The 19,683-nt window shown below is 64.5% G+C and carries 17 protein-coding genes; 7 read left to right on the plus strand and 10 right to left on the minus strand.

The window, feature by feature from the left end; all coding sequences use genetic code 11:
• Window positions 1–193: 193 nt before the first annotated feature.
• Window positions 194–595 carry a PTS sugar transporter subunit IIA gene (locus ACVW17_RS04385; protein ID WP_021076632.1) on the plus strand — a complete coding sequence of 134 codons (402 nt, stop codon included), beginning with the start codon at window positions 194–196 and terminating at the stop codon, window positions 593–595.
• Window positions 592–918, plus strand: coding sequence for an HPr family phosphocarrier protein (locus ACVW17_RS04390; RefSeq protein ID WP_456750807.1), 327 nt, complete (start codon window positions 592–594; stop codon window positions 916–918). Before ACVW17_RS04385 ends, ACVW17_RS04390 begins: the two co-directional genes overlap by 4 nt.
• Before the next feature lie 295 nt (window positions 919–1,213).
• Here the strand turns inward: ACVW17_RS04390 and ACVW17_RS04395 are convergent, their stop codons facing one another.
• The 3 genes from ACVW17_RS04395 to ACVW17_RS04405 form a co-directional block, all read right to left on the minus strand.
• Entirely contained in the window at window positions 1,214–2,827 is a 1,614-nt protein-coding gene (locus ACVW17_RS04395) for a glycosyltransferase family 39 protein (RefSeq protein WP_456750808.1), read from the minus strand.
• Between the two features lie 267 nt (window positions 2,828–3,094).
• Window positions 3,095–3,886, minus strand: a complete 792-nt coding sequence (locus tag ACVW17_RS04400) for a M15 family metallopeptidase (protein WP_456750809.1) — start codon at window positions 3,884–3,886, stop codon at window positions 3,095–3,097.
• Complete coding sequence (locus ACVW17_RS04405; RefSeq protein ID WP_456750810.1) at window positions 3,887–5,257, minus strand: YARHG domain-containing protein; 1,371 nt, start codon at window positions 5,255–5,257, stop codon at window positions 3,887–3,889. It abuts the gene before it with no gap.
• Between the two features lie 162 nt (window positions 5,258–5,419).
• Here ACVW17_RS04405 and lepA point away from each other — a divergent pair, with 162 nt between their 5' ends.
• From lepA to ACVW17_RS04420, 3 genes are all read left to right on the plus strand, one after another.
• Window positions 5,420–7,231, plus strand: a complete 1,812-nt coding sequence (gene lepA, locus ACVW17_RS04410) for a translation elongation factor 4 (RefSeq protein ID WP_018269553.1) — start codon at window positions 5,420–5,422, stop codon at window positions 7,229–7,231.
• 204 nt (window positions 7,232–7,435) lie between these two features.
• Window positions 7,436–7,768 carry a hypothetical protein gene (locus ACVW17_RS04415; protein ID WP_456750811.1) on the plus strand — a complete coding sequence of 111 codons (333 nt, stop codon included), beginning with the start codon at window positions 7,436–7,438 and terminating at the stop codon, window positions 7,766–7,768.
• 282 nt (window positions 7,769–8,050) lie between these two features.
• Window positions 8,051–9,223 carry an acyl-CoA dehydrogenase family protein gene (locus ACVW17_RS04420; protein ID WP_456750812.1) on the plus strand — a complete coding sequence of 391 codons (1,173 nt, stop codon included), beginning with the start codon at window positions 8,051–8,053 and terminating at the stop codon, window positions 9,221–9,223.
• A gap of 670 nt (window positions 9,224–9,893) precedes the next feature.
• Here ACVW17_RS04420 and ACVW17_RS04425 read toward each other — a convergent pair.
• The 3 genes from ACVW17_RS04425 to ACVW17_RS04435 all read right to left on the minus strand — a co-directional run bounded on the left by ACVW17_RS04425 (window position 9,894) and on the right by ACVW17_RS04435 (window position 12,350).
• Window positions 9,894–10,424, minus strand: a complete 531-nt coding sequence (locus tag ACVW17_RS04425; protein WP_456750813.1) for a VOC family protein — start codon at window positions 10,422–10,424, stop codon at window positions 9,894–9,896.
• Window positions 10,425–10,528: 104 nt separating this feature from the next.
• The gene (locus ACVW17_RS04430; protein WP_456750814.1) at window positions 10,529–11,377 is read right to left on the minus strand and encodes an alpha/beta fold hydrolase; all 849 of its coding nucleotides are present in this window, start codon (window positions 11,375–11,377) and stop codon (window positions 10,529–10,531) included.
• A gap of 73 nt (window positions 11,378–11,450) precedes the next feature.
• Entirely contained in the window at window positions 11,451–12,350 is a 900-nt protein-coding gene (locus ACVW17_RS04435) for an NAD(P)-dependent oxidoreductase (RefSeq protein ID WP_456750815.1), read from the minus strand.
• 143 nt (window positions 12,351–12,493) lie between these two features.
• On the opposite strand from ACVW17_RS04435, the gene ACVW17_RS04440 reads away from it, so the two are divergent.
• Complete coding sequence (locus ACVW17_RS04440) at window positions 12,494–13,354, plus strand: LysR family transcriptional regulator (protein ID WP_456750816.1); 861 nt, start codon at window positions 12,494–12,496, stop codon at window positions 13,352–13,354.
• A gap of 26 nt (window positions 13,355–13,380) precedes the next feature.
• Here the strand turns inward: ACVW17_RS04440 and ACVW17_RS04445 are convergent, their stop codons facing one another.
• The 3 genes from ACVW17_RS04445 to ACVW17_RS04455 all read right to left on the minus strand — a co-directional run bounded on the left by ACVW17_RS04445 (window position 13,381) and on the right by ACVW17_RS04455 (window position 16,137).
• Window positions 13,381–14,241, minus strand: a complete 861-nt coding sequence (locus ACVW17_RS04445; RefSeq protein ID WP_456750817.1) for a DMT family transporter — start codon at window positions 14,239–14,241, stop codon at window positions 13,381–13,383.
• A 71-nt stretch (window positions 14,242–14,312) separates the two neighbouring features.
• The gene (locus ACVW17_RS04450) at window positions 14,313–14,849 is read right to left on the minus strand and encodes a TetR/AcrR family transcriptional regulator (protein WP_456750818.1); all 537 of its coding nucleotides are present in this window, start codon (window positions 14,847–14,849) and stop codon (window positions 14,313–14,315) included.
• A 280-nt stretch (window positions 14,850–15,129) separates the two neighbouring features.
• Window positions 15,130–16,137, minus strand: coding sequence for a c-type cytochrome (locus tag ACVW17_RS04455; protein WP_456750819.1), 1,008 nt, complete (start codon window positions 16,135–16,137; stop codon window positions 15,130–15,132).
• A 362-nt stretch (window positions 16,138–16,499) separates the two neighbouring features.
• Here ACVW17_RS04455 and ACVW17_RS04460 point away from each other — a divergent pair, with 362 nt between their 5' ends.
• Window positions 16,500–18,467: a methyl-accepting chemotaxis protein gene (locus tag ACVW17_RS04460; RefSeq protein ID WP_456750820.1), complete on the plus strand. Its 1,968-nt coding sequence runs from the start codon at window positions 16,500–16,502 to the stop codon at window positions 18,465–18,467.
• Between the two features lie 192 nt (window positions 18,468–18,659).
• On the opposite strand, the gene ACVW17_RS04465 is transcribed toward ACVW17_RS04460, so the two are convergent.
• A complete protein-coding gene (locus ACVW17_RS04465) occupies window positions 18,660–19,583 on the minus strand; it encodes a sterol desaturase family protein (protein WP_456750821.1) in 924 nt (307 codons plus the stop codon).
• Between the last annotated feature and the right edge of the window lie 100 nt (window positions 19,584–19,683).

Genomic DNA, 19,683 nt, shown 5'->3' on the forward strand with positions numbered 1-19,683 from the left:
TGCGGCCAATTGTGGGAAGGGAATTGGTAACCATATCACATCCACTATCGCGTCGGATTTTGCCGGCGCAGCCTCCCCTCTCTACCGCCAGGAACCGGGAGACTAGCCAAGATGCCCTCTTGCGCAGGGCCTCTGGATGGTCAAAGTGGCGCGTTCGTGCGGTGCACCAAAGGGCGCCCGCGAGGAGTTTCCGATGATTGGTCTAGTGCTGGTGACCCATGGGCGCCTTGCCGACGAGTTCAGAGCAGCGCTCGAACACGTCATGGGTCCGCAGAAACAAATTGAAGCGATTACGATCGGGGCCGAAGACGATTCCGATCTCTGTCGAAGCGACATCATCGAAGCGGTGAACCGCGTCGACAGCGGCGACGGCGTTGCGATCCTCACCGACATGTTCGGCGGCACGCCGTCGAACCTTGCGATCTCCTGCATGAGCCGCCCGAAGGTGGAAGTGCTCGCGGGCATTAATCTTCCGATGCTGGTCAAGCTTGCCAAGGTTCGCGAGGAGCGTTCGCTGCCCGACGCGATCGCGATGGCGCAGGAAGCCGGCCGCAAATACGTCACCATCGCCAGCCGCGTTCTCGCAGGCAAATGAGCGACGAGGCCGCGGGCGCAAACCATGTCGGCCCGGGCGTGCCAGCGGGCGCCATCTCGCGCGAACTCCTGATCGTCAACAAGCGCGGCCTGCATGCGCGGGCCTCGGCGAAATTCGTCCAGCTGGTCGAGCGCTTCAACGCCGAGATCTGGGTGACGCGCGGCGGCGAGACCGTCGGCGGCACCTCGATCATGGGCCTGATGATGCTCGCTGCCGGACCCGGCACCACGGTCGTGGTCTCCGCGAAAGGCGACGAAGCGCAGCAGGCGCTGGATGCCATCGCCGAGCTCGTCGCCAGCAAGTTCAACGAGGAAGGCACGTAAGCGCCGCTACGCTGAGCGAAAGCCTATCACCGTCATCCTGAGGAGCGCGAAGCGCGTCTCGAAGGATGCACGGCCCGCCGCGGTGGCCGATTCATTCTTCGAGGCTCGCTTCGCTCGCACCTCAGGATGACGGTGCGTACAGCCCTATCCGCGTCATTGCGAGCGAAGCGAAGCAATCCATCGCGCCGCAAGCGGAGAAATGGATTGCTTCGTCGCTATCGCTCCTCGCAATGACGGCGGCGAAAGCGTCACGGTCCCTCAGGACAACAGAAGCGGCACTGATGTCCGGCAACGACTACTTCGCCGGCGGCACCAGGTAGACCTTCCACGCCGTCGACGGACCGGGATGGCCGTTGAAGAAGCGCATGGTGGTCATCACCAGCGGCTCGGCATCCTTGGCATGCTCGGCCATCCACGCCTCGCAGGGTTTGAGAAACACCGGATCGGTGGTGTCGCAGATGCCGATGAAGCCGAGACGCTTGGCCTCGTCGAGCGACGTCAGCCCCGAAGTCCATGCCTCGCCTGGCACCAGCGAGGCCGGATGATCCGGGCTGTAGAACGTCATCGGCTCGCCGATGTCGGACCGCGCGACCACCACCGCCCAGCGCGAATGGAATTTGGCCTGCCAGGTCTCGGTCAGCTCGCGCGCGAGCTCGGAGCGCGCGGCGTAGGTCGAGCCGCTGGCATGATTGGACGCGATCTCCTGCGTCGCGATGCTGGGCGCGGCGATCAGCGTGACCATCGTGGCCACGAACCAGACCGCAACGATCGAGAACAGCGCCATGCGCGGGATTCTGAGCGAGGGGATCGCAACCAGCGCAAGCGGCACCAGGAAGAACAGCGGGATGCCCCAATCGGTCTTGATGTAAACGGTGAATGCCAGCGCGCCGAGCGGCGGCCCGATCGCGACGATCGCCTGGATGATCCAGACGTTGAGCGCCTGCGGAAGGTTGACGGCGGGATTAGGCCCGCGCGACCAGATCCGCGCCAGCACGTCCGACGGCCGCCACGGCACCGCCCCCAACAGCAGCGCGACGAGGCCGAGCGCGGTCGGAATCGCGAGCAGCCCGAGATTGTGCATGACATAGCCGATCACGAGCTGGACGTTGAGCGCGCGGCTCGACAGCGCGTAGACATCCCCGGCATAGGTGAACGGGACGAAGTTGACCTCCTCCAGCCAGACCAGATGCGGGATCATCGCCACAAGCATGGTGCCGATCGCAACCCACGGCGCCGGCGAGCGCAGGAATTGACTGCGCTGCGGATGGATCAGCGCGGCGAGCCCGATGGCGCCGATCATCGTCACCACCCAATACTTGGTCATCAGCGCCAGCATGCCGGCGAAGCCGAGCCAGAGACCCGACTTGAAGCTGCGCTTCTCGAACGCGTTCAGATAGGCCAGCACCAAGAGCGGCAGCGGCACCAGCTGCGCGAGGTCGGCGTTGTATTTGAAGCCCTTGAAATTGAAGATCGGGTAGAGCGCGAGCATCACCACCATGAAGAACGCGCGGCGGCGATCGATCACGCGCAGCGCGATCAGCCAGCACACCACCAGCGCGAAGCTGACGGTCGCCATCGCAAGCGCATAGGTCGACCAGTTGGTGACCGGGAATATCCTGAACCAGACCCCTGCGATCCAGCCCGACAGCGGCGGATGCTTGCCATAGCCGAGCAGGAAGCGCTGGCCCCAGGCATAGGCCTCCGCGACATCCATATGGACGTCCTGCGCGGCCTTGAGCTTGACCAGGATCAGCGTCCACAGCACCGCGTGAACCAGTGCGAAGCCGATCACGAACCACAGGCCGGTCTTGGGATCGATGGCGCGCGAAGCAATCCAGGCGGCGATCCGCCGGATTGTCAGCCTGCGGGTGGAGCGCCTTGCGGCAGGAAGCGTGGAAACGGTCGACATGGCCTGTGCCTGAGGCATGACCCGGAAAAAGTCGAAGGTGGCTTTCCGGAGGGATCATACCGAGTGGAAGCGTACGCGCGATGAGTGAATGCTCACCAGCACTTCAGCGCCCTTTAGCGCGTTTTTGTGGCCAGTGAAATCAGCTTGGCGTGAGAATGCGTCCAGAGCGGGATGACTTTTCTTCGACCCGCTCTACCTCTTTGCTTTGAGCATGATCTTTGGGAAAGCCGCCGCACATTTTTCCGGATCATGCTCCAGCCGGCCTCTTCACTTTTCGAGAAGCTCCGGCCGGTACTCGAAGTGCATGGTATCGTAGTGATACCACTTGCCGCCCCAGATGAAGCCGTGGCGCTCGAAGATGTCGACGATCTCCCGCGGCATCCGGTTCTTGTAGGGGATGGTTTTGCTCTTGCTTTCTCCCTTGCCTTGCCCCTTGCCCGCCCACAGCCAGTAATCGGAGACTTTCAGGTTGAGGTCGATCGCGGCCGCATAGCCATGCATGCTCATCCGGCCGGTATCGGCGACGGCGCGACAAGACAGCACACCCGCGATCGGAAACGCCGCGGCGCGCAGCGCTGGATCGAGCGCCTCAATCTCGGCGGAGACCTGCTTGAGCCGCTCGGCAATGCCGTTGACCCGGGTGACCTGGACCGGCTTGCCCCAGGATTTCGGCAGCCAGCTGATCGTCACCAGGTTCCGCCGGACCTCGGCCGTGTTGCAGTCGCCATACATCTTCCTGAAGAAGGCCTCGTTGCGGAAGCGGCCGGGATCGACATTCACAGCCGGCGGCGCTGACGGCCCCGACGGATAGGGCTGCCGCATCTGGTCAAGGATCGACGCATTGCGCAGGAGTTGATCGAACGACTTGTCGGAGACGCCGTCATCGACCGGCATCACCGTGCCGTCGCGCCAGGTGATCGTGGTGTCGTCGTGACCGGACAGCGCATCGGGATAGGCGCGCACCAGGCGGTCGAGCAGTTCGCTGCTACTCTCGGCGTGCGCGAGCTGCGGCAGCAGCGCCAGCAGAGCAATAATGCAGGCGATCCCGCGCGCGGCCATTCAGCGCTTCCCGGCCTGATCGATCAGCGCGACATTGGCCTCCTCGATCGCGTTCAATCGCGGATTCCAGCTGTTCGGCGCATACCACGCGAAGCGCGAGAAATACGCCTTGAGATCGGCGGAATCGAAATAGCGTCCGCGGCGGGCGAAGATCTCGTTGCGCGCGAGCCGCAATTCGTCCCGCGACAGCGACCGCAGATCGGCCGGCGTCAGCAGCCGCCGGTCGGAATCCGGGAAGATGAAGCCGCTCGGCGCTGCGCCGCCGGATTCGAAGCGATCGATCAGCGCGACATTGGCGCTCTCGACCGCGTTGAGCGGCGGATCCCATGAGCGGGGCACGTACCAGGCGAACCTGCTGAACCGCGCGGTCAGGTCCGGCGCGTTGAAGTAGCGTCCGCGCCGCGCGTAGATTTCATTGCGGGCAATCCGCAGGTCGTCCTTGCTGAGCGACCTGAGATCGGACTCCGACAGCAGGCGGCTGTCGGAATCCGGAATAATGAAGTCCGATTGAGTGCGCGCCACCGGCGGCGCGGGCGGAGGCGTGCTCGGCGGCGGCAGGCTCTGCTGCGGCGGGATCACCGTCGCCGGCGGATCGGCGGTCGCAACCTGCGCGGGCGCGTTGCCGGCAAAATAGAACGAGCCATCGATCGGCGAGGTCGACACCCAGGGCTGCTGCGCGCTGCCGGTGGCGCGCTTGACGACGAGGCCGACCTGGTTGAAGGCCTGCAACACGTCGAGCCCCGGCTTCTGCATGGTGTCGACCAGCGCGCGCGTGTAGGGACTATGGCCGTCATCGCCATCGAGCGCGACGTTGCCGGGCTGGGTCGCATAGGACAACAGCGTGCCCTCCGGCGCGCGGATCTGGGCGAGGCCGCCGTCAGCGGCGCGCAGGCCGCGGCCGCCGAATGGATTATTCCGGCAGGCATCCAGGATGACGATGTTGAGCCGGGTGCCCGCGCCTTCCATCTGCCGCAGCACCAACCCGACATCGACCATCTGGAAATCGACATCGGCCTCGCGCGTGGGGTTCGCCGAGACCGGCACCAGATAGTTCGTGCCGCGCACCTGGATGCCGTGGCCGGCGTAGTAGAACAGCGCGACGTCGGCGCCCATCAGCTGGCTGCCGAAGCGCTGGATCGCGCCATCGAATCCGGCCTTGTCGAGATCGACCTGGGCCTGCCCGCCGACCAGCGCAAAGCCGAGCCGCTGCAACGTCTCGGCCACCAGCTGCGCGTCGTTCTTCGGATTCTGCAGCCGCGACACGTTCTGATAGGTCGAATTGCCGACGACCAGCGCCACGCGCTTGTCGGCAGCCGCGGGCGCCGCGAACAACATGGCCAGCAATCCGGCGGCGAGAAGGGTCCAGCGCATCGTCAAATCCACGATTTTCGGGCCGCCAGACCTAGCAGAAACATGCCCGGAAATCGATCACTGCAACCCTGCCGGAAACACCCCCGTGATTCGCCGTCACACCCCTGCAAAATACCGCAATGTGGTTGCCCGCGCGGGGGTGCGGATGCTATCCCGCGCCCCATGACAACTGCCCCGATTTCCAACATCCGCAACTTCTCCATCGTCGCCCATATCGACCATGGCAAGTCGACCCTCGCCGACCGCCTGATCCAGATGACGGGCGGCCTGTCGGATCGCGAAATGGCGGGCAAGGAGCAGGTGCTCGATTCGATGGATATCGAGCGCGAGCGCGGCATCACCATCAAGGCGCAGACCGTCCGGCTGAACTACCGCGCCAAGGACGGCAAGGATTACATCTTCAATCTGATGGACACGCCCGGCCACGTCGACTTCGCCTACGAGGTGTCGCGGTCGCTGGCGGCCTGCGAGGGTTCCCTGCTGGTGGTCGACGCCAGCCAGGGCGTCGAGGCGCAGACGCTCGCCAATGTCTACCAGGCGCTCGACAACAATCACGAGATCGTGCCGGTCCTCAACAAGGTCGACCTGCCCGCGGCCGAGCCCGAGAAGGTGAAGCAGCAGATCGAGGACGTGATCGGCATCGACGCCTCCGACGCGGTGATGATCTCGGCCAAGACCGGCGTCGGCGTGCCCGACGTGCTGGAGGCGATCGTCACCCGCCTGCCGCCGCCGAAGGGCGACCGCGACGCGACCTTGAAGGCGCTGCTGGTCGACAGCTGGTACGACGTCTATCTCGGCGTCGTGGTGCTGATCCGCGTCGTCGACGGCGTGATGAAGAAGGGCAGCCGCATCCGCATGATGGGCACGGGTGCCGCCTACGACATCGAGCGCGTCGGCTTCTTCACCCCGAAGATGGAGCAGGTCGAGGAGCTCGGTCCCGGCGAGATCGGCTTCATCACCGCGGCGATCAAGGAAGTCGCCGACACGAGAGTGGGCGACACCATCACCGACGACAGGAAGCCGATCAGCGAGATGCTGCCCGGCTTCAAGCCGGCGATCCCGGTGGTGTTCTGCGGCCTGTTCCCGGTCGACGCCAACGACTTCGAGACGCTGCGCGCCGCGATGGGCAAGCTCAGGCTGAACGACGCCAGCTTCTCCTACGAGATGGAGACCTCCGCCGCGCTCGGCTTCGGCTTCCGCTGCGGCTTCCTCGGGCTGCTGCACCTCGAGATCATCCAGGAGCGGCTGTCGCGCGAGTTCGACCTCAACCTGATCGCGACCGCGCCGAGCGTGATCTACAAGATGAAGCTGACCGACGGCACCGAGCTCGAGATCCACAACCCGGTCGACATGCCGGACGTGGTCAAGATCGCCGAGATCGAGGAGCCGTGGATCGAGGCGACGATCCTCACCCCCGACGAATATCTCGGCAGCGTCCTGAAGCTGTGCCAGGACCGCCGCGGCTCGCAGAAGGAGCTGACTTACGTCGGCTCCCGCGCGATGGTGAAATACGACCTGCCGCTCAACGAGGTGGTGTTCGATTTCTACGACCGCCTGAAGTCGGTGTCCAAGGGCTATGCCTCGTTCGACTATCACCTGACCGACTACAAGCCGGCCGATCTGGTCAAGATGCAGATCCTGGTCAATGCCGAGCCGGTCGATGCGCTGTCGATGCTGGTGCACCGGACCCGCGCCGAAGGCCGCGGCCGCGCCATGGTCGAGAAGATGAAGGAGCTGATCCCGCCGCACATGTTCCAGATCCCGATCCAGGCGGCGATCGGCGGCAAGGTGATCGCGCGCGAAACCGTCCGCGCGCTGCGCAAGGACGTCACCGCGAAATGCTACGGCGGCGACATCACGCGCAAACGCAAGCTTCTGGAGAAGCAGAAGGAAGGCAAGAAGAAGATGCGGCAGTTCGGCAAGGTCGACATCCCGCAGGAAGCTTTCATTGCCGCGCTGAAGGTGGATAGTTGAGGCGCGTCCGCGGACCGTCGCCGGCCTGACAGCAACCACGCTAGTTCCGCCCCAACCAAAAATCGCGAAAACAACCCCATGCAAAGGAGCCGGAGAGGTGGCTAGCGCGACGCGCTGCCGCACCTGTTGCTCATTCTTGTCGCAGCAACAAAACGCACCATGATTTGAATCGCCATCGCCGGGCGGCCCGACTAAGCTCCGCGCATGTTGCGCATTCTCACCTTCTCGATCGTCATCCTCGCACTGCTGCAGCCTGACCTGAGCGCAGCCGCCTCCTCGAAGAAGCGGCACAGCAGCACCCGCTGGCATGGCTATGGCTTCCTGCCCGGCTACCGGCAGCCGCGCAACGAAACCATTCCGGTGTTCGGCCCGCGCGGCGCCGCCCGCGGCTACCCGGACTATTCGCCGGAATACTGGTATGGCGGCGACTGGCACTATTTCGGCCGCCCCGGCTTCTACCGCGGCCGCTACAATGGCGGCAGTTTTGGCCCGTGCTGGACCTGGACGCCGATCGGGCGGGCCTGGCAGTGCGGCTGAGGGCTCTTGCTCTCTCGATGGACCGCAACCCATCACCCGGTTTGCTGCGCAAAAATCGACCTCTCCCAAGGGAGAGCTGAAGTTTTGACGCCGCTCCAGCTCGACCTGATCTCATCAGACTTCCACGCCGCCGCCTGAGCGCGGGCGCATTTGCCATCCCGGCGCGCATCGGTGACGGATAGCTGATCTGCGTCGGGGCTATCCCGCCTTGCCCTCCCCTTTGGGATGAGCCACCATCACGCGCGCCCCCAACAAGAATGTCAGAACGGGCCGAGGACACGCATGAACAAGCCGCAGGGAGTAGACCTTGTCGAGCGGGCACGCGCGCTGGCGCCGCTGATCATTGCCGAAGCCGACGAGATCGAACGGACGCGGCGGCTGACGCCGGCTGTCACATCAGCACTGATCGAGAACGGGCTGTATCGCGCGCTGCTGCCGAAGCGGTTCGGCGGCGCCGAGGCGACGCTGGACTCGTTCATGCAGATGCAGGAGGAGATCGCCAAGGCCGATGCCTCGACCGCCTGGTGCCTCGGCCAGTGCAGTGTCTGCGCCATGACCGCGGCCTATCTCGAGCCCGACGCGGCCGACGAGATCTTCAACACCGCACCCGGCATCCTGGCCTGGGGCGCGATCGCCCATGAGGTCCGCGCCGAGCCCGGCGGCTACCGCGCCAATGCGCGCTGGGATTTCGCCTCGGGCTCGCGGCAGGCGAGCTGGCTCGGCGCCCATGTCCGTGTCGTCGAGGCTGATGGCTCGCCGCGCAAGAAGGCCGACGGCTCGCCGGAGATCCGCACCATCCTGTTCCCGATGTCGCAAGCGACAATGTACGACGTCTGGGACGTGATCGGCCTGAAGGGCACCGGCACCGATTCCTATTCGGTCGACAATCTCTTCATCCCGGAGAAGTTCGCCGCGTTGCGCGACGACCCGGCCGCGTGCCGCGAACCAGGGCCGCTCTACAAGCTCTCCACCAACATGGTGTTCAGCATGGGCTTTGCCGCCACCTCGCTCGGCGTCGCGCGCGCCATGCTGGATGCGGCGACCGAGCTTGCCCGGGCGAAGACCCCGCAAGGCCTCAAGGCGATGCGCGACAACAACGCCGTGCAGGGCCAGATCGGCCGCACCGAGGCGAGCCTGCGGGCGGCGCGCGCCTATCTCTATGCGACCGCCCGCGAGGTCTGGAGCGACCTCGCCCGCGGCGACGCGATCACCGAGGCGCACCGGATCGCGATCCGCATCGCCTCGACCTGGACCATCCACCAGTCGGCGTCCGTGGTCGACATCGCCTATCACATGTCGGGCGCGACGGCGGTGTTCGCCAAGAACCCGTTCGAACGCCGGTTTCGCGACATGCACGCGATCGCCCAGCAGATCCAGGCCCGCGACACCCAATACGAGGACGCCGGCAAGGCGATCCTGGCGGGCAATCTCGCAGCGCCGCCGACGACGCGCTAAGGCGCGGTGATCAGACTGAACCGGGGCGGGGTGCTCGCACATCCGCCATGTAGGCTCTGCCTCCGAACCGGACATCGCCGGGTGACCACGGCATCAAAAGCCGTCAAGAGCGGTCTAACCGAGCGGAGTTTTCCGCTCGGAACAAACGAACTGACGTGCAGGCGAACGAGTGGACCTTCGGCTACGGGCCATGCGGCATGTTCATGCACACGCTCAGGTCACGGTCTGGTGGGGATTTCCGCGTTTCCAAACGTAGTCGTGCAGCACAGCGAAGCCAAAGACAGATCCGATGATCGCTGCGTACATGGAGCCGAGAAGAAGAAGCCGTATCCAGCCCCAAAGGTCATGCGGGCTAGTAAGCGGCAATTGTATCGCCGCCGCGCATGTGCCCTCCTGTACAGCGAATTGGGCGCTCGAAAGTTTTGACGCCTCAGTGTCAACTAAGCCCAGTGTATAGGGGTCAACCTTGCAGTGAACCAGGCCTTGAGGGCTTGGTCGATCGAAGTCGAGCGTAACAACAACGTATCTAGAACCCTTTGTGCCGGAAACCTCGCGGTAGCCGGCGCGGTCGATCCGTCACGGCAGCCGTCGCGGCTGCGCGCTCGTCGAGCCTTGCGCAGCGTCAGCATCGCCGCGACTTAATCGATGCGGGTCTCTGTTCGCGCCCTGCTCAGCCCTCGTCCTGCCACCTGCGCAGATCCGTCTGGTCATGATAGCCCATGCGGTCCGGCGTGGTGATGAATTCCATCGTCGTGCCCCACGGCATGCGGCAGTAGCAGACCTTGTTTCCAGGACCTTTCTCGGTTGCATAGGGAATAGCGCGCGGCGCGGTGAGAGCTGTGCCTCCCGCCTTCTCGAAACGCTCGACCGATGCGTCGATGTCGTCGGTGTAGAGAGCGAAGTGCGTGATACCGAAGTCGCTCGCCCGGATCGGCTTGGCTTGCTCGGGACCGTGCATCTCGAAGAGCTCGATATCGGGTCCGGTTCCGATCTTGACCATCGCCTGCGCGCGCACGACCGTGCCGGGAAAAGCGCCGACGGCCCGCTCGAATTCGGCTCCCTGCCGCGGCGGATCCTGGGGTCCGAAGGACTGGTAGATCACCTGGCCGCCGAAAGCCTCCACCAGGAACGATTTTGCTGCTTCGATGTCGGGCACCGTGATGCCGATATGATTGACGCCGCGAATGACGGGTGCGGTCATGACAGTTCTCCTTTGCTATCTATTCGATCCATCGCGATCGCTGCGGGCGCATTCGCCCGCAGCCTCGTGATCTGCCCGGCCCACGACGGCGCCGGCGCCGAGTTTCAATTGGCCTTGAGGAATTCGATCAGGGCGGCTGCGACTTCATCCGGCCGCTCGTCCGCGACATAGTGGCTGCACCGCGCGATCGAGCCGCCCGTCACGTTGGTGGCGAACTCCTTGAGCATCGGCACCATCTGCGCACCGAACCGCTGGTCCCCACCCAGGCCGAGCACGGGTATCTCGAGCGGTTGCTTCTTGTGCTCGAGCGCAGTCGCATGGTCGGCGGCGAAGGCGCGGTACCATTCCATGCCGCCACGCGTGCGGCCAGGAAGCGCCATCGCCTTGGCGTAGATCTCGATATCCGCCGGATTGAAGGTGCTGTGATCGTAGAACCGCTCCGCCATGAAGGTCGAAACATAGTCATATTCACGACCATGAATCAGACGCTCGGGCAGGTCCCGGTTCATATGGAAGCTGAAGTGCCAGAGCCTTGCGGTCGTCGTCTCCCATCCGGTCCAGCCGGGAAGCGGAACGTCGAGGACGGCCAGGTGTGTAACAGCCTTCCGATAGATGGCGGCCTGCGGCAAGGCGACCATTCCGCCGATGTCATGTCCGCACACGGCGTAGCGTTCATGCCCAAGGGCAACCATCACTTCATGCGCGTCGCGCGCCATCGTCGCCTTGTCATAGCCGTCGAGCGGACAGTCGGAAAAGCCCGCGCCGCGCAGATCGATGGCCACCACGCTGAAATGCTCGGCCAGCAGGGGCATCACCTTGTGCCATTCCCACCATGTTTCCGGCCAGCCGTGAAGCAGAAGGATCGGCGGCCCTGAGCCTCCCGTGACGGCGTTGATCTTGATGCCGTTCACCGGCACCAGCTGCTGGGTAAACCCCTTCAAAGTTGCGATCATGATCGCCTTCCAGTCAGATGTTGACGCTCAAACGTAGCTCGTGGCCCGCGCTCAAGCCTGTGATGCGCCAAGTTCATTGCCTCTTCTCCGCGTTGTTTTCAGACGCCGCGACGCCGTCGCCGCCCCGAACCGTCATATCGGCCATGATCGACCAGTCCTTCTCCCCGAGGCCCGCCGAGACAGCTTTGCCGAGCCCCTCGCGGACAGCTTCAAGCATCGGGAGCGTGCGTCCGATCTCGTTGCTGGCCTCGGTCGCCAAGCGCATGTCCTTGAGAGCGAGCCTGGCTTTGAAACCCGGCTCGAACGATCGTTCCGTGATCTGGGCGCTGTAGCTCTCATAGGCGCGGCCCGAGAACAGGGTGCCCAGGATGAGTTGAAAGAAATCCGCACGGTCGAGGCCGACGCTCTCGGTCAGCACGACACCCTCAGCCATCGCCTCGATAGCCATGGCGATCATCATGTTGCAGGCGAGCTTTGCCGTATTCGCCCGAGCGGGGTTCTCCCCCAACTTCCAGACCTTTTTGCTGACGGGGGCGAGCAGCGGCTCGATCGCGGCAATTGCATCGGCCTTCCCGGCCGCCAGGATGTTGAGCTGGCCACTCGCGGCTATGTTCGGTCGACCAAGGACCGGTGCGGACACATAGCCGAGGCCCGCCGCTTCGTGCAGGAGGTCCAATTCCCGCGCAAAAGCGACAGAGATCGTCGAGGTGACGACATGGGTCAGCCCTGGTTGCGCGCTTGCCAACAAGCCGGCATCGAGGATCACCTCCCGAATGGCCGAGTCGTCGGACAGCATCGTGAAGACGGCGTCAGCCTCGAATGCATCAGCCGCAAGCTCGAGCAGCGTCACCCCGGGAACGCTTTCCTGGGCGACCTTGCTCCGGTTCCAGGCCCGAACATCATGGCCTGCCTTCACCAGGTTCAGGGCCATTGCCGAGCCCATACTGCCGAGACCGATGAAGCCGATCTGCATGTTCCATCTCCTGTTGTCCGGGTCAGAGCCCTGCGCCGGATCGGACGCAGGCTGCCGGGCGATGGCAGGAACCTAGGTGCTTAGATTTGTTCTTTAACTGACATAACTGTACTGTCGGCGTTCAGTTTTGTGTGGGTGTCGAGATGGAATGGAGTGACGTCCGAATCTTTCTTGCTATTGCGCGATCCGGTACGCTCGGCGGCGCCGCGCGCTCTCTTCGGACAAGCCATCCGACCGTCGGCAGGCGCCTTCGCGCACTTGAGCAGGCAATCGGTCACACCCTCTTCCAGCGCACAGCGGACGGTCTTGTTCTGACCGACGAGGGCCATGGGATCATCGCGCTGGCCGAGCAGATGGAAGAAGGCGCGCTGGGCATGGAGCGCCGGCTTGCGGGGCAGGAGCAAAATCTCAAAGGCAGTCTGCGCATCACGTCAGCGGACTGGTTCGGGGCCTATGTCCTGCCTCCTATCCTGGCGGACTTCTCGAAAGCCTACCCCAATGTCGACGTCGAGATCCTGACCGGCACGCGCCGAGTCAACCTTGCGCAACGGGAGGCCGACGTCGCTTTTCGCATCGTTCCGTTCGACACTGCCGATGTCATTCAGCGGCGGCTCTTCAGGCTTGAATACGGCGTCTACATCGCCGAGGAGGCGGCTGATCCCAACTATGGCGATGGGGCCGGTTTCCGGCTGATCACCCATGATACATCCACGGGCCATTTCCCTGACATCGCGTGGCTGATCGAGAGTTTCCCCAACGCGAGACCGGTCCTTCGATCGAACAACCGCAACGTCCAGGGGCGCATGTGCAGGCAAGGCGTCGGCATCGCCGTCCTGCCCCGCGTGGTCGGCAACCAGATCCCGGGTATCCGCAGACTAGAACTGCCAACGCCGCCGCCAGCGCGAGACATTTGGATGGGATACCACCGGGACCTGCGGCGTCTCGAGCGTCTTCGCGCGTTCGTCTCGACGGTATCGGACCATCTCGTGCACGCGACCACATGATGTGCGGCCCGAGCGCGCTTTCGTATTCAAACCGTTCGCGCGCTCGGCCTGAACTGGGTCAAGGCGACACCTGAGATCGCCAGCAGCGCACCGATCATCAACTTCGGGGTCATCGGCTCGCCAAGGAACAAGGCGCTCGACATCAGGGCGAACACCGGCAGCAGCAGACCGAAGGGGGCGACGCGGCCCATGGAGCAGCGCGCGATCAGCCAGAACCAAAGACCGAATCCGACGATTCCCCCGATGAAGATCGTGTAGGCGAGCGCCAGCCACCCCCGCTCATCCGCGGCAACGAGGCTCGCCAGTTGGCCATATTCAAGCAGCAGCGACATCAGCATCACCTGCGGCACCGTGAACAGCGACGACCAGCCCATCAACATCAAGGGATCAAATGGGCCGTAGCGTTTGGTCAGGACGTTGGAGACCGCGAAGGCGAAGGCCGCTCCGACCACCAGCAGCAGCGGCAACCCGTTTGCCGACAGGCCGGGCTCCGCCCTCAACACAAGGACGCCGGCGAATGCGAGCAGCACCCCGGAGAGGGTCGTGAGCGACGGCCGCTCCGCCAACAGCGGCCAGGCCAACAGCACCGTGAAGGGCGTGGAGAGCAGATATGCGACAGCCGTCATGCTTCCCGAGCCGAGCCCGAGACCCACATAGAACAGCCCGAAATTCAGCCCACCGAGAAAGAACGAGATCGCCGCGATCGGACGCAACTGGTCACGCGTGGGCTTTTTGACGAACGGAATCAGCAGCAGCGCGGTGGCCAGGAAACGCAGCGCCAGGAAGAAGAACGGCGGGAACTCCGTAACGCCCAATTTGATGACCACGAACTGGTAACCCCAGATCAGGGGAACGGCCACCGCGCAGGCCATCTGGATCGCAGACATTGCATTCTCCTTTAACGACCGATCGGTCCAGATATCGGCGAGCCGATTGCGGGGACGGGACCCGGATTTGCCTACCTGATGAAACGATCGAGCAGAGCGTCGGCGGCGGCGTGCGTGATGTCTCCGGCGGACGCCGTTTTGCTGATGACGCGCAGCCCCTCAACGAAACAGACGAGAATGCGGGCCGCATTTGCAGGATCGACACCATCGGCCAACTGGCCCGCGGCCTTCGCGCGTGACAGCGCATCCGCCACCCGCGCTTCCATGACCCTGAAGAAGCCTGCGATGCGACGATTGACGTCGGCGTCACGCCCGGCCAGCTCCATGGCCGTGGCGATCACCAGGCATCCGCGCCGGCCATGGGCGCCGCTCGTGCGGTCGACATATCCGGCAAGGTAGGCCCGCAGGCCGTCCACCGGATCCTTGCGAGGATCAAGCTCGACATTCAACCGTGTCACGGCATCGTCGATGTAACGGTCGAGCGCGCGCAGGAACAGCGAGTGCTTGTCGCCGAAAGCAGCGTAGAGGCTGCCACGCGAGAGCTTCGTCGCACGCAGAAGGTCGGGCAGCGCCGTGGCATGATAGCCGCGCGACCAGAACACGCCCATCGCGCGTTCGATGGCGGCGTCCTCATCGAAACTCCGCGGGCGACCGCGGGGCAATGGCGCGGGGGTTCGGTTGCTCATCGAGCAAATATAGACCAATCGGTCTTTAAATCAAGTGGCCGGCTCGTTCGTGCGACGAATGCAACCTCTTCGTCAGCCGTATCGGGACGACCGGTGCCGCATTGACGGGCGGTCGCCAGCGAATGGAATGTCGCACTGAGGCGACGAATTGGCCTGGGTATCATGGGTCAGCACGTGCAGTCATGAACTGCAAAGGCGTCGGTTACGGATCGAGCGAGCTCACATAGGCGGCCAGTGCGATCATGTCCGTCGGCGAAAGCTTTTCGACAGCTTGTTTCATCGGGGCGCTTGCGGCTCCCGATCGGCCGCCGTGCTGGAATTCGTAGAGCTGACGCACGATGTAGGTCGGCGATCTCCCCGCGATGGCCGGAACGATGTCAGCGCCCTTCAAGTCCGGTCCATGGCAGAGATTGCAGGCGACGGTCGCGCCGGCTCCGCCGGTCTTTGCGAGCGCCTCTCCCTTGGCCAGGCTGCCGACCGGGACGTAAGCCGTGAACGTCGCTCGCGAGTCGCGAAGTTCGAACTGGTCGGTATCATCGGGCATCTCGACGATGCGCTGGCCGAGTGGTTCGAGTCCTCCCTCCGGGCTCTTGACGTAAAACAGACGCGACGGTCCTGTTTTCGGAATCATCTCCGTCTCCACGACCTTGACGATCCGCTTGCGGCCCAGCGCGGCGAAGTATTCCGCAGCGGAACGAATGTCGGCGTCCGTCATGCCCTTGACCGACGCCAGCATCAGTTGCGTCGAAGGCCTCTGAGAGCCCGACATCTTTCTCGCTCCGCTTCTGAAGTCGGCGATCTGCTGGACAAAATATGCGACTGGCAGACCGGCGAGGCTTGCATTTTCGGGTCCGCCGGTTCCCTCGACACGATGGCATGATCCGCACGCGCGGATCTCGGGTCTGCGGCCGTTCGCGACGATGTCAGGCATCGCGGGATGGTCATCCGGATGCCAGTCAGGCGCAACGAAGAGGTCGCGCGCCTGTTTCCAACTGAACATGACGTCGCTACCTGGAAGCTTGATGGGCGTGTCGCTGGGCGGGGGCACCTGAACGGTCGGGTCCCACAGGAAGGCCCAGGCCGGAAGCTCATCATGAGCCTGCGCCACGGGTGAGCCAACAACACCCTGCGTGAGAGCATCGCCGCTGGCGGGAATCGCGATTGCCAGCAGGATCAATGCGCGCATCAAATACCTTTTCGAGGAAATCAAGATTGCCTCCTGACAAACGCCAAAACGGCCGACCTGAATGCTTTGAGGGCAGGAATGTCTGCGCTTGATCACAATGATTTTCGCGCAAATCTTCCGCGCGCCGACAACCTAGCCGTCCCGGGCTTGATGCGTTCGAAAAACTTTGCGCACATTCCGGGAAATCGAAAGATTAGCCGCGGCATCGCCAAACGGCAATCACTGGGCAGGCAGCCGGGTCGTACCTCGCCCACCCATGACGCAAGGTACGGAAGTAGGCTGGCGACGATTCTCCCGGCACGATTTTTTGGCAGCGCAACATACGGTTGTTAAGCTTTTTCTGGGATTGTGCGGCCGGCGCTAATGCCTGGAGTTCCGCTGGTCCCATGTTCACGCTTCGATCGATTGCCGCCCGCCTGATTCTGGCGATTTCACTGACCGTTGCGGTCGCCTGCGCGATCCTCGGCGGCTTCTCCATCAGCCAGCAACGGGCGCTGACCCGGCTCGCGCTCGATCAGCAGCTCAAGCTGCAATATGACAGCGTGATCGCGGCGATCGACTATGAAGGTCGCACCGCGCTCGCGGTCTCCGCCGTGATCGCCGCGCTGCCGCCGGTCGAGGACGCCATCGCCAAGGGCGACCGCGACGGCCTCGGCAAGCTGCTCGGCGCCCCCTGGGCCGCAATCAAGGCGCAGGGCATCCCGCTGATTTCGTTCTGGCAGGCTCCGGCGACCAGCTTCTACCGGGTCCACGTGCCGAAGACCTTCGGCGACGACGCCTCCACACGGCGCACCACGGTGGTGGAATCGATCAAGGCCGGCAAGCCGATCGTCGGCGTCGAGCCCGGCCGCGAGGCGCTTTCGATCTTCGGCATGACCCCGGTCGTGCATGACGGCCAGACGCTGGGCAATGTCGACATCGGCGTCGCCTTCGGCAAGGAATTCGTCGACCGCGCCAAGAAGCGCTTCGGCATCGACCTCGCTGTGCACTCGTTCGACGGCCAGAGCTTCAAGCGGCTGTCGTCCACCTTCGGCGACGCCGCGGTCGCGACCCCGGACGAGCTTAAGAGCGTGATGAACGGCGCGGTCGTGCTGCGCGACGCCATGCTCGACGGCCACGCCGTGGAGCTCTATCTCGGCCAGATCAAGAACTATGCCGGCCAGCCGGTCGCGGTGCTCGAGATCATCAAGGATACCAGCGACTATGCGGCGGCTGCCGCGAGCGCGCAGCGCAACCTGATCCTCGGCGTGGTCGCGATCCTGGCGGCTGCCGTGCTGCTCGCGTTCCTGCTCGGCCGCGGCCTGTCGCGGCCGCTGGCCGCGATCACCGCGGTGATGAACCGGCTGTCGAGCGGAGACACCAGCGTCACGATCCCCGGCAGCGAGCGCCGCGACGAACTCGGCACCATGGCGCGGGCGGTCGACGTGTTCCGCCGCAGCATGATCGAGACCTCCTCGTTGCGCGACGCGCAGGAGGCCGACAAGGTCAAGGCGGCGGCCGACAAGCAGGCGTTGCAGCGCCAGATGGCCGACCGGTTCGAGGCCGACGTCAAGGGCATGGTCGCAGCCGTCGCGCAGTCGTCGAGCGCGATGCAGCGCGTCGCGGGCGAGATCGCCACCAGCGTCAACGGCACCTCGGAACGGACCTCGGCGGCCGCCGCCGCGTCCGAGGAGGCGTCGGCCAGCGTCAATGCGGTCGCGGCCGCGACGGAAGAGCTGGCCTCGTCGATCACCGAGATCGGCCGCCAGGTCACCCATTCGAGCCGCGTCGCCGACAATGCCGTGGCCAAGGCGATGGAAACCACCGAGATGGTGACGAGCCTTGCCGCGTCGGCCGAGAAGATCGGCGACGTGCTGCGCCTGATCAGCGCGATCGCCAGCCAGACCAATCTCCTGGCGCTCAACGCCACCATCGAGGCCGCCCGCGCCGGCGAGGCCGGCCGTGGCTTCGCCGTGGTCGCCGCCGAGGTGAAGGAACTGGCGAGCCAGACCGCGAAGGCGACCGACGAGATCGCCGGCCAGGTCGGCGCGATCCAGTCCGCCACCGGCAATTGCGTCAGCGCGATCGGCGACATCAGCGGCACCATCCGCGAGATCTCGGGCATCGCGACCGCGATCGCGGCCGCCGTCGAGCAGCAGGATTCGGCGACGCGGGAGATCGCCCGCAGCGTGCAGCAGGCCTCCTCCGGGACCCGCGAAGTCTCGAGCAATATCGCGGGCGCGAGCCAGGCCGCCGGCCAATCGCGCGCCCTCACCGGCAATGTGCTGGAGACCTCCGGCGAGCTCGGCGATCACGCCTCGGCGCTGTCGCACAGCGTCGATACCTTCCTCGCCGGCCTGCGCAACGCGGCTTAGTTCTAGCGCGTCGTAAGGCACCTTAACCCGTCATCCGTCACCCTGAGGTGGCCGCTTCTTCAGCGGCCCTCGAAGGGTCGACGGCCACCAGCGGGGCCGTGCACCCTTCGAGGCTCGCAAGAGCTCGCACCTCAGGATGACGGGTCAGGAAGCGTACGCCTCGGCTTATGGCGCAGCAGTACTGGAGCGTGATCACGGCCAGGGCAGCACGGGCGGCGGCGCCGAGCGATCGATCGACCCGCGCTGCTTGTTGTCCGGCCCTGCTTCGGACTGTCCCCACTTGGCCATGAACGGCATCTTCAGCAGCCCGGGCAGCGACTGCTTCTCGGCATCGTCGAAACCGTCGAGGCCGTAGCGCAGCTCCGCGAACCGCGGGCCGCGGTTGTAGGTGCCGCCGATCCGGTCCCAGATCGAGAGCAAATTGGAATAATTGCTGTCGGTCTCCGGCTGGTGACGCGAATGATGCATCTTGTGCATGTTCGGCGTCACGAAGACGAGCCGCAGCCAGCGGTCGAGCCGCTCCGGCAGGCGGATGTTGGCGTGCTCGAACTGGGCGTTGAGCCCCGACAGCGTCAGATAGCTGACCAGCACCCAGGCCGGCGTACCGAACACGATCACGCCGGAGATGTGCCAGCCGATCCGCCACAGCGTCTCGCCGGGATGCTCGCGGAAGGCGGTGGTGACGTCGACGAAGCGATCGGCATGGTGCATGCGGTGGAAGCGCCACATCCAGCCGAGCTTGTGCATCGAGACGTGAGCGAAATAGGCGAACAGGTCGAGCCCGATGAGACCGAGCAGCAGCTGGTTCAGCGGTGACAGGCCGAGCCAGTGCGATAGGCCGAATTTCGCATCGAGCGTCCATTGCACGGCCAATGGCGACAGCGGGCTGAGCAGCAGGTTGACGCTGAGGAAGATCACGGTGATGGCAGCGTTGCGGCCGATGTTGCGCATCCGGTCACCGCGCGCGTAGCCGAACAGCGGAAACGCAGCCTCGAACAGCAGCACGATCGCGAACGACGCGAGCAGGAACGCGATGCGCGCGCCGATCGACGGCAGCTCGACATGGGCGATCTCGCCCGCGCCCGGATGCCACAGCAGCTTTGCAAAACCGATCATGCCGATTGACCCTTTCTTTACAAAACGAATATTCGTTCTTTATAATCGCGGGCGATGATCGTCAAGCCCGGCCACCGCGTGGCGGCGAACACAAGGACCG

The sequence above is a fragment of the Bradyrhizobium sp. USDA 4473 genome (assembly GCF_054063335.1).

What these genes read in the sequence shown, in the direction of transcription:
- ACVW17_RS04465 (WP_456750821.1), bottom strand. Translation starts at nt 19,583, where the DNA reads ATGATCGGTTTTGCAAAGCTGCTGTGGCATCCGGGCGCGGGCGAGATC.
- ACVW17_RS04460 (WP_456750820.1), top strand. Translation starts at nt 16,500, where the DNA reads ATGTTCACGCTTCGATCGATTGCCGCCCGCCTGATTCTGGCGATTTCA.
- ACVW17_RS04435 (WP_456750815.1), bottom strand. Translation starts at nt 12,350, where the DNA reads ATGCAGATCGGCTTCATCGGTCTCGGCAGTATGGGCTCGGCAATGGCC.
- lepA (WP_018269553.1), top strand. Translation starts at nt 5,420, where the DNA reads ATGACAACTGCCCCGATTTCCAACATCCGCAACTTCTCCATCGTCGCC.
- ACVW17_RS04395 (WP_456750808.1), bottom strand. Translation starts at nt 2,827, where the DNA reads ATGTCGACCGTTTCCACGCTTCCTGCCGCAAGGCGCTCCACCCGCAGG.
- ACVW17_RS04430 (WP_456750814.1), bottom strand. Translation starts at nt 11,377, where the DNA reads ATGATCGCAACTTTGAAGGGGTTTACCCAGCAGCTGGTGCCGGTGAAC.
- ACVW17_RS04390 (WP_456750807.1), top strand. Translation starts at nt 592, where the DNA reads ATGAGCGACGAGGCCGCGGGCGCAAACCATGTCGGCCCGGGCGTGCCA.
- ACVW17_RS04445 (WP_456750817.1), bottom strand. Translation starts at nt 14,241, where the DNA reads ATGTCTGCGATCCAGATGGCCTGCGCGGTGGCCGTTCCCCTGATCTGG.
- ACVW17_RS04400 (WP_456750809.1), bottom strand. Translation starts at nt 3,886, where the DNA reads ATGGCCGCGCGCGGGATCGCCTGCATTATTGCTCTGCTGGCGCTGCTG.
- ACVW17_RS04405 (WP_456750810.1), bottom strand. Translation starts at nt 5,257, where the DNA reads ATGCGCTGGACCCTTCTCGCCGCCGGATTGCTGGCCATGTTGTTCGCG.
- ACVW17_RS04440 (WP_456750816.1), top strand. Translation starts at nt 12,494, where the DNA reads ATGGAATGGAGTGACGTCCGAATCTTTCTTGCTATTGCGCGATCCGGT.
- ACVW17_RS04415 (WP_456750811.1), top strand. Translation starts at nt 7,436, where the DNA reads ATGTTGCGCATTCTCACCTTCTCGATCGTCATCCTCGCACTGCTGCAG.
- ACVW17_RS04385 (WP_021076632.1), top strand. Translation starts at nt 194, where the DNA reads ATGATTGGTCTAGTGCTGGTGACCCATGGGCGCCTTGCCGACGAGTTC.
- ACVW17_RS04425 (WP_456750813.1), bottom strand. Translation starts at nt 10,424, where the DNA reads ATGACCGCACCCGTCATTCGCGGCGTCAATCATATCGGCATCACGGTG.
- ACVW17_RS04450 (WP_456750818.1), bottom strand. Translation starts at nt 14,849, where the DNA reads ATGGGCGTGTTCTGGTCGCGCGGCTATCATGCCACGGCGCTGCCCGAC.
- ACVW17_RS04420 (WP_456750812.1), top strand. Translation starts at nt 8,051, where the DNA reads ATGAACAAGCCGCAGGGAGTAGACCTTGTCGAGCGGGCACGCGCGCTG.